Origin of the sequence: Paenibacillus humicola (genome assembly GCF_028826105.1) — a bacterium.
GTDB lineage: Bacteria > Bacillota > Bacilli > Paenibacillales > Paenibacillaceae > Paenibacillus_Z > Paenibacillus_Z humicola.
Genome location: NZ_JAQGPL010000001.1, coordinates 4654988 through 4667553, shown reverse-complemented (window position 1 = coordinate 4667553; position 12566 = coordinate 4654988). Strand labels below are relative to the sequence as shown.

Annotated in this window: 13 protein-coding genes; 10 read left to right on the top strand and 3 right to left on the bottom strand. The window is 54.7% G+C overall.

Annotated features, from left to right (window positions below; all coding sequences use genetic code 11):
- The first annotated feature begins 44 nt into the window (after positions 1 to 44).
- The 10 genes from ctaD (at position 45) to PD282_RS21395 (ending at position 8880) form a co-directional block, all read left to right on the top strand.
- Positions 45 to 1859 (top strand): cytochrome c oxidase subunit I, encoded by a 1815-nt coding sequence (ctaD, locus tag PD282_RS21440; RefSeq protein ID WP_274655407.1) that lies wholly within the window; start codon positions 45 to 47, stop codon positions 1857 to 1859.
- Positions 1856 to 2479: a cytochrome (ubi)quinol oxidase subunit III gene (locus PD282_RS21435; RefSeq protein ID WP_274653033.1), complete on the top strand. Its 624-nt coding sequence runs from the start codon at positions 1856 to 1858 to the stop codon at positions 2477 to 2479. Before ctaD ends, PD282_RS21435 begins: the two co-directional genes overlap by 4 nt.
- 3 nt (positions 2480 to 2482) lie before the next feature.
- Entirely contained in the window at positions 2483 to 2800 is a 318-nt protein-coding gene (locus tag PD282_RS21430) for a cytochrome C oxidase subunit IV family protein (RefSeq protein ID WP_274653031.1), read from the top strand.
- Positions 2801 to 2890: 90 nt separating this feature from the next.
- On the top strand, positions 2891 to 3805 hold the full coding sequence (gene ctaG / locus PD282_RS21425; RefSeq protein ID WP_274653029.1) for a cytochrome c oxidase assembly factor CtaG: 915 nt from the start codon (positions 2891 to 2893) through the stop codon (positions 3803 to 3805).
- 58 nt (positions 3806 to 3863) lie between these two features.
- Positions 3864 to 4325, top strand: a complete 462-nt coding sequence (locus tag PD282_RS21420) for a DUF420 domain-containing protein (RefSeq protein ID WP_274653027.1) — start codon at positions 3864 to 3866, stop codon at positions 4323 to 4325.
- Positions 4326 to 4557: 232 nt separating this feature from the next.
- Positions 4558 to 5283 carry a hypothetical protein gene (locus tag PD282_RS21415; protein WP_274653025.1) on the top strand — a complete coding sequence of 242 codons (726 nt, stop codon included), beginning with the start codon at positions 4558 to 4560 and terminating at the stop codon, positions 5281 to 5283.
- Positions 5284 to 5300: 17 nt separating this feature from the next.
- Positions 5301 to 5717 carry a GntR family transcriptional regulator gene (locus PD282_RS21410; RefSeq protein WP_274653023.1) on the top strand — a complete coding sequence of 139 codons (417 nt, stop codon included), beginning with the start codon at positions 5301 to 5303 and terminating at the stop codon, positions 5715 to 5717.
- Positions 5714 to 6616 (top strand): ABC transporter ATP-binding protein, encoded by a 903-nt coding sequence (locus PD282_RS21405; protein ID WP_274653021.1) that lies wholly within the window; start codon positions 5714 to 5716, stop codon positions 6614 to 6616. The genes PD282_RS21410 and PD282_RS21405 overlap by 4 nt, the downstream gene beginning before the upstream one ends.
- 37 nt (positions 6617 to 6653) lie before the next feature.
- The gene (locus PD282_RS21400; protein WP_274655405.1) at positions 6654 to 7556 is read left to right on the top strand and encodes an ABC transporter ATP-binding protein; all 903 of its coding nucleotides are present in this window, start codon (positions 6654 to 6656) and stop codon (positions 7554 to 7556) included.
- Positions 7549 to 8880 (top strand): ABC transporter permease, encoded by a 1332-nt coding sequence (locus tag PD282_RS21395; protein ID WP_274653019.1) that lies wholly within the window; start codon positions 7549 to 7551, stop codon positions 8878 to 8880. Before PD282_RS21400 ends, PD282_RS21395 begins: the two co-directional genes overlap by 8 nt.
- A gap of 37 nt (positions 8881 to 8917) precedes the next feature.
- Here PD282_RS21395 and PD282_RS21390 read toward each other — a convergent pair whose 3' ends face one another.
- From PD282_RS21390 to PD282_RS21380, 3 genes are read right to left on the bottom strand one after another with little or no spacing between them, the layout of a single operon-like run.
- Entirely contained in the window at positions 8918 to 10006 is a 1089-nt protein-coding gene (locus tag PD282_RS21390; RefSeq protein WP_274653017.1) for a Ger(x)C family spore germination protein, read from the bottom strand.
- The gene (locus PD282_RS21385) at positions 9997 to 11082 is read right to left on the bottom strand and encodes a GerAB/ArcD/ProY family transporter (protein WP_274653015.1); all 1086 of its coding nucleotides are present in this window, start codon (positions 11080 to 11082) and stop codon (positions 9997 to 9999) included. Before PD282_RS21385 ends, PD282_RS21390 begins: the two co-directional genes overlap by 10 nt.
- The gene (locus PD282_RS21380) at positions 11075 to 12406 is read right to left on the bottom strand and encodes a spore germination protein (RefSeq protein WP_274653013.1); all 1332 of its coding nucleotides are present in this window, start codon (positions 12404 to 12406) and stop codon (positions 11075 to 11077) included. Before PD282_RS21380 ends, PD282_RS21385 begins: the two co-directional genes overlap by 8 nt.
- Positions 12407 to 12566 lie beyond the last annotated feature (160 nt).

Below are 12566 nucleotides of genomic sequence, written 5' to 3'. Positions count from 1 at the left end.
CTACCTTGGCTCATGCTCATGAGGTTAAACGGTATCGCGGCCTGATGGATTGGCTGACGACCGTTGACCATAAAAAAATCGGCATTCTGTACTTGATTTCGGGCGGCTTTTTCTTCCTGGTCGGCGGCTTGGAAGCGATTATGATCCGGATCCAGCTGTGGCAGCCGGAAAATCATTTCGTCAGTGCGGACACATACAACGAACTGCTTACGATGCACGGTACGACAATGATCTTCCTTGCGGCGATGCCGATGATTTTCGCGTTGATGAACGCGATCGTGCCGCTGCAAATCGGAGCGCGCGACGTCGCCTTCCCGTTTGTCAACGCCATCGGTTTCTGGACGTTTTTCGCGGGCGGCGTGCTGCTGAACGTCAGCTGGTTTACCGGCGGCGCTCCTGACGCGGGCTGGACGTCTTACGTACCGCTTGCAACGGATGCGTTTAACGGCGGGAATGTACACGGCGTCGATTATTATGTCGTCGGGCTTCAGATTGCCGGTATCGGGACGCTGGTCGGCGGCATTAACTTCCTTGCCACGATTATTAACATGCGTGCCCCGGGCATGAGCTTTATGCGCCTGCCTTTGTTCACTTGGACGGCATTCATTACGTCGGCGCTCATTCTGTTCGCTTTCCCGGCGCTTACGGTCGGTCTTGTGGCGCTTATGTTCGACCGGTTGTTCCATGCAAATTTCTTCGAAGTATCAAACGGCGGTAATGCCGTATTGTGGGAGCATATCTTCTGGATCTTCGGACACCCTGAAGTTTATATTCTGATTCTGCCCGCTTTCGGCGTTATTTCCGAAGTGGTCAGCACCTTCTCGAGAAAGCGGTTGTTCGGTTACAGCTCGATGGTGTTCGCCACCGTCCTAATCGGGTTTCTGGCGTTCATGGTTTGGGCGCACCATATGTTTACCACCGGTCTCGGCCCGGTTGCCAACTCGCTCTTCTCCATTGCGACCATGCTGATCGCGGTGCCGACCGGCATTAAGATCTTTAACTGGCTGTTTACGCTCTGGGGCGGATCGATTCGATTCACAACCGCCAACCTGTTCGCGGTCGGTTTCATTCCGACCTTCGTTATGGGCGGGGTTACAGGCGTTATGCTGGCTTCCGCGCCGGCCGACTACCAGTATCACGATACGTATTTCGTCGTTGCTCACTTCCACTACGTCATCGTCGGCGGCTTGATTCTGGGCCTCTTCTCGGGCCTGCATTACTGGTGGCCGAAAATGTTCGGGCGGATGCTTAATGAGACACTCGGCAAATTGACGTTCTGGTTTTTCTTTCTCGGCTTCCACCTGACCTTTTTCGTGCAGCATTTCCTCGGCTTGATGGGGATGCCGCGCCGCGTATGGACCTATTTGGACGGTCTCGGCTTTGACGATTTGAATATGATCAGTACGGTCGGCGCCTTCCTGATGGGGCTCGGCACGATTTTCTTCCTGATCAACATCGTCACTTCGGCGGCGAAGCCGCGGGACGCAGCCGACGATCCGTGGGAAGACGGACGCACGCTGGAATGGACGATTCCTTCTCCGGCGCCGGAATACAATTTCGCGCAGACGCCGCTTGTCCGCGGGTATGACGCCTATTGGAAAGAAAAAATGGAAGGCAAAAATGCGATGACGCCTGCGGAACCGCTCGGACCGATTCATATGCCTTCCCCGTCGATTCTTCCTTTGATTTTGTCGATCGGCTTGTTTATCGGCGGTCTCGGCTTTATGTATCATCACACGATCGTCGGCATCATCGGGCTGCTCATCACGTTCGGCTGCTTGTTCACGCGCTCGTTGATCGACGATCACGGATTTCATATCGAGCCGGATGAGCTGCATGACAAGGGGGTAAAAGCATGAGTGCACACTCGCACGCAGACGGACAGTGGCCCCATGAGCCCGAGAAAGCGACGCTGGAAGGACGCAATAAAGTGCTCGGCTTCTGGTTGTTTCTGGGAGCCGAAACGGTTCTGTTCGGAACCTTGTTTTCCGCCTTCCTGGCGCTTCGCCATCAGGTAGGCGAAGGCAACCCGACACCCAATGAATTGTTTGAGCTGCCGATGGTTGCCGCAGCAACGGTTATCCTGCTCGTATCCAGCTTGACCAGCGTCTTCGCCGTTCAAGCGATGCATTTGAACAAGGTTAAACCGATGCTGATCTGGCTGCTCGTTACGATTGTGCTCGGACTCGGATTTCTGGGGCTTGAGATTTACGAGTTTACCAATTACGTGAAGGAAGGCCACAAGTTTACGACCAGCGCGTTCAGCTCTTCGTTCTATACGCTGGTCGGCTTCCATGGAGCCCACGTGGCATTCGGGGTTCTCTGGATCGGCTTGCTCATTATGCAAATCGCCTTTAAAAAAGGTCTCACCGTAACGACCGCTTCGAAGGTGTATGTGGCCGGAATTTATTGGCACTTTATCGACGTCGTGTGGGTATTCATCTTCACCGTCGTTTACTTGATGGGAAAGGTGGGCTGACCGGTGGCAAACGAGCATACGGCTGCTGAAGAGCGGAGCCGGCATCAAAGGCATGAAGGCCCGCAAAAGCATATCATCTCGTTTATTCTGTCGATCATCCTGACGGTCATCGCATTCTCGGCGGTTGCCGCAGGCGAAGTGAACGAAACGTTTACGTATATTATTCTGATCGGCATGGCGATCATTCAAGTCTTCGTCCAAATGGCATTCTGGATGCACATGAAAGACCGGGGCCATGTTTTCCCGATCTTCGGCATTCTGATGGGTGTCTGCGTTGTCTTTACGATTGTCATAATGGCAGAGTATTGGGTTTGGTGGTAAACCGCATTCGAAATTGAAGAGAGGGAGGTCCTTTACGGCCCTCTCTTTTTTGCAAGTCACCAGTCTATATGGCGGAAGGGGGAATCCAGGATGCTTGGATTGCAATATTTCAGCTTTGATGCAATCTGGAGCCCGATCTTTTTGTTTGTTATGGTCGCGATTGGGATCGGCTATTTCTACCTGGCCGGACCGTGGAGGCTGAAGCATGCACCTGAAGCGCCTGCGGTAACCGCCGGCCAGAAGATCTGGTTCGTTTGCGGCGCGACGTTGTTTTATTTTGCGCAGGGCGGACCGCTCGATTTGCTCGGGCATCTGTTGTTTTCGTTCCATATGACGGATATGGCGATCTCCTATTTGATCGTGCCGCCGATGCTTTTGCTCGGCATACCCGAATTTATGTGGAGGGCCGCCTTTGGAAAGCCGTTTTGGCGAAGACTGAATCTGCTTATGCATCCCATTCTGACGCTGCTGCTCTTTAATATGCTGTTCTCGGTCTATCATATGCCGCAAATCCACGATTACGTCATGGTTCATTTTGCGGTACACCGCTTCTATTACGGCTTGCTGCTTGTCACTTCGGTTATGATGTGGTGGCAAATCGTATGTCCCGTGAAAGATTGGAACCGGTTGACTGATTTGCGGAAAATGGCTTATGTGTTTGCCAACGGCATGCTGCTCAGTCCAGCCTGCGCATTGATCATTTTCGCAGGTTCGCCGATGTATTCAACGTATAATGACCCCGAAGCATGGGCGAAAGCGATGGGATATTGCGTTGCCGGCGATCCGAGCGCGCTGCTGGCGCTATTCAAAGGCCCTTCATTCTTCAGCCTGATGTCCCCGCTGGAAGATCAGCAACTCGGCGGAATCATCATGAAGCTGGTCCAAGAAATTATGTACGGCGCGATTCTGGCTTATGTGTTCTTTCATTGGTTCAAACGGGAGCACCGCGATTCGGACGATGTATTGCCGGAGCACGGCACGACGGGTACGGCCGGCGCGAACTGACCGTTTAGTGGCTGAAAGCCGCAGCATTTTACTCCGAAAGTGAATTGGTGGGATTGGGATGTCGATTTACACCGTTTTGCCAACCATTAGTACGTCCTTCATCGTCATCAGCGCAGTGCTGGTCGCGATCGGGTGGAGCTTGGCGATTCGCAGGAAGCTGGATGCGCATAAAAAAGTAATGCTGACGGGCGCTGTCTTTGCCCTTTTGTTTTTCATCGTATATGCGTCGCGCACGGCCTTTGTCGGGAACACGGATTGGGGCGGTCCGGAAAGCCTGAAGCCCTATTATATGACGTTCCTGTTTTTCCATATTGTATTGGCAACGGTCGGAGCCGTCTTCGGCATCACCACCATTACGCTCGCCTTTCGCAGCCGGTTTGCGCGGCATCGTAAATGGGGCCGCGTGACGTCGATCATTTGGTTCTGCACGGCCATTACCGGTGTGATGGTTTACGTGCTGCTGTACATGCTTTATCCGGGCGGACATACGAAGCCGATGCTGGACGTTCTGTTCGGCTGACTTGGAATCGGGAGAATGGCCGGATGATAAGGTTTTGAAAAAGAAAGCTGCTGAGCTGTCGGGCGAATGCCCGGCAGCTTTTTTGCTTTCGGCGGCGGTTAACGAGTCCATGCTCATTACTTCGGCGGTAAAATGCGGTTAGTTAAGACATTTACCCGTTGACAAACGGAAGGGAGCGTCCTTATACTGTGTATAAGGATATATACAGTATAAAGACTGGAGTGAAGCCGGCATGACCGATTGGCAGGGCGCTTGGGCGCTGTTCAAGCACGAGCTGCGCCACTCACTATTGGGCTTGCTCATTACACTGCTGTTTTTCGTTTATATGGCGGTTGTCGTCTCGCCGCTGCTGGACGGGATTGCGGAGCATAGCGACTATTTGCGCGGGTTTGGATGGGCGGGCGATTTTGTTTATTTGACGCTCCTCCCCAACATGGGATTTATGATGAGCGCAAACCGGATGCGGTATTGGAAGACGGACTTTTTTTCCCGCAAACTCGCTTATTGGAGGATTCTTTCAATTGGGATGAACAGCATCGTAATGGCTCGGATTCTGATGCTGCTGGCTGTGATGGTAACGGTGGGCCTGTTCTATTTCACGCTTCAATATGCGATACTGAGCGAGCTGCGAAGCTTGATGAGCATGGGAGAATATGCGGCGTTTGCTTGTACTTGGCTGGGGTATGCACTGCTTGCCGGTTCAACCTATATGTATTTCGAGCAAACGTGCAAAGGCAAAGTGTATTTGATCGTTTGTTTCAGTTATCTCGGTTTATATGTCGTATTGACGGGAATATTCGCCTTAACGGGCACGTCCGTTTTGGAATGGACGATAGAGGCGGTCAGGGATGGCAACCGGGTGCCGTCGATCGTGATGCCGCTCGCGGGGTTCGCTTTCTTGGCCATAACGGGCGCCATGGTTCGAAAGCGGCTCGCGGCACGAAGCCTGTTGGACTAAAAAAGTAGGTGAGCGCGGTGTGGATACCGATCCAAATTAACGAGCAGAGCGCGGAACCGCTGTATTATCAAATCGAGGTGCAGCTGCGCGCGCTGATCGTCAGCGGACAGCTGGCGGAAGACACGCTGCTGCCTTCGATCCGAGAATTGGCGCAAGGGCTCAAATGCAGCGTCATTACGATTCGCCGGGTTTATCAGGATCTGGAAGCGGAGGGGCTGCTGCGAACGCGGCAGGGAACCGGAACGTTCGTCGCCAAGGTGGGAGGCGAGCTGCGGGATAAACACCGGCTGGCAGCCGTGACGGAGGCGTTCGAAGCTGCCGTCGACGCCGGGCTCAGGGTGCAGTGCTCGGATGAAGAGATGCTCGGCATTTTGCAGGAGCTGCTTCGTCGTAAGCGGAATCCGGATGCGGGTATGCCGGGAGGAGGGGGATGAACGTGGAACCAATGGCGGTACGTCTCGAAAACGTGAGGCAGTCGAAGGCGCATTTCGAACTCGGTCCGTTCGATCTGGAGATCCCGAAAGGAATCATTACCGCGATCGTCGGCCCGAACGGCTCGGGGAAAAGCTCGCTTTTCCGGCTCATGCTCGATTTGACGAAACCGGACGCCGGGCGGATCGAGCTGCTTGGAGAGACGGTGGGGAGCGGCGACGACCGCCTGCTGAAGCGCGGGTATGTGCCCGAACAGGCCGACGATATGGAGGATCATCTCCGGGGCGAGCAGAAGGCGGCGTTCATCCGGCAGTGGTATCCGGGATGGGATTCGGGGCGTTTTCGGGAGCTGCTGCGGTTGTTTGAAATCGATCCTTCGATCCGGCTCGGCAAAATGTCGAAAGGGATGCGCCGGAAATTCGATCTTGCGCTCGCGATGGCGCATCATCCGGAGCTGCTGCTGCTTGACGAGCCGTCGTCCGGACTCGATCCGATCGCCTGGAAAACGATGATTGGGCTGCTTCATCGCGATATGGAAGGCGGAGAACGAACGGTTCTGATGAGCTCGCATATCGTGGAAGAGGTGCGCAGACTGGCCGATTATATCGTCTTTATCGTGCAGGGACGCGTGCTGGGCCTATTCGAGAAGGATGAGCTGCTCGAATCGTGGTACGCGATCTATGCCGAGACGGACGCGGCGCCGGATTGGACGGATATGCCGGGTTATTGCGAGGCGGAGCCTGCCGGCGGCACGAGGTTCCGGCTGGTGACGAGCGAGGCCGCCCGGGCGGAGGAGTGGTTAGCGAGCCGCGGCGTTCGGATAGCGGGCAGACAAAAGCTCGAGCTCGACGAGATTTTGCTCGTTTTGCAAGAACGGGAAAGGCTGCGTATCCGCTCGTGAGCTGCGTTTTGGAAACGAGAGAGAGGGGAGAACGATGATGAAGACTTTGAAGGTGGAGCAAATTGTGAAGCAGTACGGAGACAAGACGGCTGTAAACGGCATCAGCTTCGAGGTGGAGGAAGGAGAAATATACGGCCTGCTCGGCGCGAACGGTGCCGGTAAAACGACGACGATGCGGATGGTGCTGGGCCTTATTTATCCGGACGGAGGAAGGGTTTTATACGGCGGGAAGCCTTACGGGAAGGAGCAGCTGCGAAGCCTCGGTTATTTGCCCGAGGAGCGCGGGTTGTACCCGAAAATCAAGGTCAGCGAGCAGATCGTCTATCTCGGCCGGCTGCGCGGCATGACCCGCAAGGATGCGGAGCGAAATTTGAAGCGCTGGCTCGAACGGTTCGGCGTGCCGGAGTATTACGACAAGCGGGTCGAGGAGCTGTCGAAAGGGAATCAGCAGAAAATCCAGTTTATCGCTTCGGTCATTCACGAGCCGCGCATCGTCATCATGGACGAAGCGTTCAGCGGGCTCGATCCGGTCAACGTGGAGCTGCTCAAATCGACGGTAAAGGAGCTGCGGGACGCGGGAGCGAGCATTCTGTTCTCGACGCACCGGATGGAGCATGTCGAGGAGCTGTGCCGCAATATTACGATCATGCACAGATCGAACCCGGTGCTGCAGGGCAATTTGAAGGCGATCAAGAAACGTTTTCCGCGCGAGCGCGTCATGCTGGGAACGGAAGGGGAAGTAAGCGGGCTGGAGTCGATTCCGGGCGTACTGCGGACGGTAAGGCACGAATACGGCTACGAGCTGTTCATCGAGCGGGAGGACGCCGGGCGGCGGATCCTGGAGCTTGCCATGCAGCAGACGGAAATCGGGCGGTTCGAGATTATGGAGCCGACGCTGAATGAAATTTTCATTAAAACGGTAGGTGAAAACCATGAATAACAGCTTCCGGACGGTAGTCGGATTCACGGTTCGCAGCAAAATCAAAGGAAAGCCGTTTATCATCACGACGATTATTTTGGCCCTCATCATGACGATCGGCATCAATCTTCCGTATATCATTTCCCAGTTCAGCGGCGAGCATAAAGCGGCCAGCGTAGGCTATGCGGACAACCCTGCGGACAAAGCCGGTTCGCAGCTGTTTACGGTATCCAGAATGGCGGCTTTACTCGGTGCCTATTACAGCAAGCAGGAAAAGCCGGATGTCCGGCTCGTGCCGATCCCCGCCGGCGGCACGGCGGGGGCGCGGGAGCAGGCGCTGAAGGCGGCGATCGCGGACGGGCGCATCGACGGCTATCTCGATTTCGAGTCCGGGAACGGAGGCTTCCCGGTCGTCCGCTACAAGTCGGAGGACGTAATGGAAAGCCGCATTTCGCAATCGCTCAAAACCGCGCTGCAGGCGGTGAAGACCGAGGCCGTCCTGGACGGGGCGGGGCTTACGGATGAGCAGAAGACGCTGCTGCTCGCACCGGTCGATTTCGATTCGGTGCAAATCTCGACGGCTGCCGGAGCCGGCACCGTAGGCAGCGGGAAGACGACGTCCCAGCAGGGAATGGATATGGTGGTCGTATACGCGATCGTAATCATGCTGTTTATGGCGATTATGACAACGGGGCAAATGATCGCCAGCGAAGTAACGGCGGAGAAAAGCTCCCGCGTCATGGAAATTCTGATTACGAGCGTTTCCCCGCTTACCGGCATGTTCGGCAAAATATGCGGCATGTTTATCGTCGGCATGACCCAAATCGCGATATACGCCGTCGTCATTGCCGTCAATCTAAGCATGCCGCAAAACAACAAGGCGCTCGGTAACCTTAATTTCCATGTGAGCGACATCGATCCGCTGCTGCTCGTATACGCCCTCATTTTCTACCTGACCGGCTATTTCCTGTTCTCGACGCTGTTCGCGGCGGTCGGCTCGATCGTCAGCCGGACGGAGGACCTCGGTCAGGCGGTCATGCCGGTGACGATGCTGGCGCTGGCCGGCTTCTACATCTGCATGTGGGGCGGCTTGCAAAACCCGAACTCGCTCCTTGTCAAGGTGACGTCGTTCATTCCCTTTTTCTCGCCCTACGTGATGGTCACCCGGCTCGGAATGTCGGACCCGCCGGCGTGGCAGGTATGGCTGTCGATCCTCATTTTGCTGATCTCGATTTATATTGCAGGCTGGATCTCGGCCAAAATCTATCGTGTCGGCGTGCTTATGTACGGCAAGCGTCCGAGCATCAAGGAGCTGCGCAAAGCGATGAAGGCCTATAAGCTGTAAGCTTGAACGGACATTCAGGCGTTCTCAAACGATTCCATTATGCCTTCAATTTGAGAAGCCCATCGTCCTGAATGATCGTATTGACCTTCAGGTTCAGCTGCATGCCCGGATAATAGTCCGTTCTCCAATCTTTCAGGCGGTCGCGCGGAATCCGGGTTCGGAAAAATTGACCCAATCCCAAAATATCGGCTTTTTCGGATTGGATTTTGCGGAACATCCGATTAAACCTGGCCGTCAGCAGCTCGTTGAGCTCGCGGTTGATCACGACCGCGTCAGGGGCTCCTTTGGTCTCCAAAATCGTAACTTTCAGGGTCAGCCTGCTGTTCAAAACGGCTTGTTTCCCCTCGAAAGAAGTGTGGTGTCGCAGGCTTTCCGAGACAATCATGACCGATGCGTGATTCATCACCTCGATTTTGCCCTGCGTGCTGATTCCATTAAAAGCGTTATACAGCAGGGTTTCGTCCGAGTTGATTCTGCCGACCATCTTCCCGTTTTTAATCACGGCCGAGCCGGTGCTGTCAAGGGTTGTCGTTCGGCCGGTCTTGATGATGGGAATGACCACGTCGTGCGTGTAAGAGCCGAGACTTCTGAAAATTTGCCAAACCCGCGTTTGCGCCACCTGCGGGGACCAGCCGGCGTTTTTTCCGAAATAATTATAGATCTCGAGTCCGCTGGTCGTCGAAGTAGACTTTAAGTGATCGAACAGATGCTCCAAATTTTCGTCCGTGACGGCAACGATCGTTTTTGGGGGAATGAAGCGGGAGCGCATAAAGCTCGACACGCTGTCCCCCAGCCCTCGTTCCGCGATTCCCCGTTCGAACACGACGACCTTCAAATGAAGCAGATCGACCTGCATCTCCATATTTTTGCCGATTTGATCGATAATGTCGTTGATGGTCGGTCCCGTTCCGGTAACCACTTTCGTTTCCTCCCGGCCTTGAGTCTTTTGCGGGATCAGGAGATAGATCTTATAACCTCCATCGTTATTTTCTAATCCCATCGCAATCGGCAAGGCGCGGTGATTGATATCCTTGATATCCCAGCATCCGCATAATACGGTCAGAAGTCCCGCCATCAGCAGCATGTTCAGCCCATGGCGAAGAGAATGCTTCGTCATTATGGGCATGCCGCTTCCCTCCGAACATGACGCATTCCCAGAACAAGCGTGGCAACCGGGATGACGGTGACGACATACAGGCGCAGAAACGAATTCCACCACAGCCAACGCTCGATGGAGCTCCAGTCCGGAATTTGCAAGCAAACGATAAACATAACGAGCGTCAGCAGCAGGACGGCCGGTACCGGCCGGACAAACGAAAAACCGCGCCGGAACAGCAGCGTCGTCTTCCATAGAAGCAGGGAAAGGAAGATCAGCACGAAGCCGATCAGACTGATCAGAAAAAACATCGTGACCCGATCGAACATCAGCCAGCTGACATCCACCGTATCGACCGCCGCGATGAATGGAAATTGAAACCGGGATGCTGTGCTTTCGCCGAATGTTAAAAGCGGAACATAGACCGAAATTAAAAACAAAGGAAGAAGCAGCGTGCTGGTCCACATTAGGCTGCGCCGGTTGTAATGCACGTAGGGCGGGATAAAGCCCATGAATAAGAATCCGCCCGTAAAGGCGAATTGGCTGAGCAGGAAAGGACGGCTGATCACGAACGACAGCGCAGCCGTCTTTTTGTCCATTAGCGGAAATATATAGCGCCAATCCGCATTTTGAAAGGAAAGGCAGAAGACCAGCAGCAGAACGGGAAGAAACAGAACGGCGACCAGAAGCGCCGTTCGGAAAAGCGCTTCAACGCCTAAAGCGGAAATAAATGCGGTCACGGCCAGCAGAAGCGCCATAATCGCCCAAAGCGGCGTATTCGCCAGAAATATAAGCGTCACGATTTCGGAGTAAGCGCGGACCGTTATGGTCATGACCACCAGGAAATAGATCGCGACCGGAAGCAGCAGAATAACGGCCAACATTTTGCCGGCACCGAGAAAAATTTCGATGACGCTCCGGTCGCCGAAATAGCTTAGCCCTTTCAAATAGATGCCGATCAAGGCGACATGGCTCGCATAGCCGAGCAGGATCGCGCTCCAGTGGCCGACGTCCAAGCTTGCGATGATATCCATCGGATACGTGAAATAGATAAGCCCGATATGCACCAGGAGATACATGACCATCACCTGCAAACTTTTATCCATGTTTATTCTCCCTTGCTCTCCACCAATACAGATAAGGAATACCGAACGAACGTACGCTGGCCAAATAAGCGCACACGATCACCATGCCGATGAATAGGCCGAGCACGCCGTAGATCGCCGCCAGAACGAGAAACAGATATTTGGGAATGCGGATGGAGATCGCATTATGGAACCCGATGACCGTAAAGCTCGCGATTGTCGTTGCAGCCAAAATAATAATCAGGATATTGCTGACGAGCTTGGCTTGGACGACGGCTTGCCCGAGGATGATGCCTCCCACCATCGTGATGGTGGGTCCGATCGTTTTCGGGAGGCGGATGCTGGCCTCGAGTATCAGCTCCAGGATGAGGAGAAGCAATAGCGTTTCGATCAAGGCCGGATAAGGAACGCCTTCGCGGCTGCCGGCGATCGACATGGCGAGCTCGATTCGCAGCGCCTCGGGATTTACCGATACGAGCGCGACATACAAGCCGGGCATCAGCATATTGGCCAGGACGGCCAAAACGCGCAGCAGCCGAACGGCCGACATGAGCAGCAGCGGGTAATTCCGGTCGTTCTCCGACGCGAACAGGTCCGTTGCCAAGCTCGGCAGGACGATGGCAAACGGAAACCGGTCGAGAAATAAGACCGCCTTTCCTTTTCCGAGCGCGGAGGCGGCATCCTGGGGCATTTCCGTCGTGTTGAAGCGGGTAATGAGCGTCCATACGTTGAACCCGAGCATTTTGGACAATGCGCAGAGGTCGGGAACGTCCCGGTCCAGGCAGGATTCGATTCTCCGCGTCAGCGCATTCAGCAGTGCGGCGTTTGTTTGGCCTTCCATATAGAGCAGCGTGGCGCGCCTGCGCCGGACTTTCCCGAAGCAGTACGACCGGGTGCGAAGCTTATCCGAAAGGAGGTGCTTTTTAAGCATGCCGAGATTGGTATCGAGATCTTCGTTGAAGGCGCTGACTGCGCCGCGCAGCACGTTTTCGGTCATTGGCGCTTCGATGGAACGGGACAGCGTGCGAGTGACGGGTATGATCTTGATGCATAAGCCGGCGTGTTCGGCAATAACGATTACATGACCTTCGGATATCGCCTCGATGACCGCCTGCTCGTCCGGCTCGTTCATACATTCGCCGATGCCGCTTTCCAGCGCGAACAAGGGCCGGTCTGCGGCGATGGCATTCCGGGCCTGCTGTTCAAGCAGCATTACGGTGCGCGGCAAATCGATCAGCGAGGTGTACCCTGCAAGGGTAACCGGATGATGCGTAATGAACATGCGCTGAAGAAACAAATCGGCATCGTGCCGTCTTCTTTCCCGCAAACGGTCGAGCAGCAGCAAGCAAGGTCACATCCCGGATTTTGATAATGCTTCAAGTATTTCCCGTTCACATCCCCGTTAAACTGAAAAACTCCCTTCCGCGCCGCCGAGTAGTTACGATAAGTGCAGAAATGTTGACTTCGTGTCATAGCCTTGCCGTTTGCCAGCCCCCATAATGAGT

What these genes read in the sequence shown, in the direction of transcription:
- PD282_RS21400 (WP_274655405.1), top strand. Translation starts at nt 6,654, where the DNA reads ATGAAGACTTTGAAGGTGGAGCAAATTGTGAAGCAGTACGGAGACAAG.
- ctaG (WP_274653029.1), top strand. Translation starts at nt 2,891, where the DNA reads ATGCTTGGATTGCAATATTTCAGCTTTGATGCAATCTGGAGCCCGATC.
- PD282_RS21420 (WP_274653027.1), top strand. Translation starts at nt 3,864, where the DNA reads ATGTCGATTTACACCGTTTTGCCAACCATTAGTACGTCCTTCATCGTC.
- PD282_RS21435 (WP_274653033.1), top strand. Translation starts at nt 1,856, where the DNA reads ATGAGTGCACACTCGCACGCAGACGGACAGTGGCCCCATGAGCCCGAG.
- PD282_RS21405 (WP_274653021.1), top strand. Translation starts at nt 5,714, where the DNA reads ATGAACGTGGAACCAATGGCGGTACGTCTCGAAAACGTGAGGCAGTCG.
- PD282_RS21395 (WP_274653019.1), top strand. Translation starts at nt 7,549, where the DNA reads ATGAATAACAGCTTCCGGACGGTAGTCGGATTCACGGTTCGCAGCAAA.
- ctaD (WP_274655407.1), top strand. Translation starts at nt 45, where the DNA reads ATGGATTGGCTGACGACCGTTGACCATAAAAAAATCGGCATTCTGTAC.
- PD282_RS21390 (WP_274653017.1), bottom strand. Translation starts at nt 10,006, where the DNA reads ATGCCCATAATGACGAAGCATTCTCTTCGCCATGGGCTGAACATGCTG.
- PD282_RS21385 (WP_274653015.1), bottom strand. Translation starts at nt 11,082, where the DNA reads ATGGATAAAAGTTTGCAGGTGATGGTCATGTATCTCCTGGTGCATATC.
- PD282_RS21415 (WP_274653025.1), top strand. Translation starts at nt 4,558, where the DNA reads ATGACCGATTGGCAGGGCGCTTGGGCGCTGTTCAAGCACGAGCTGCGC.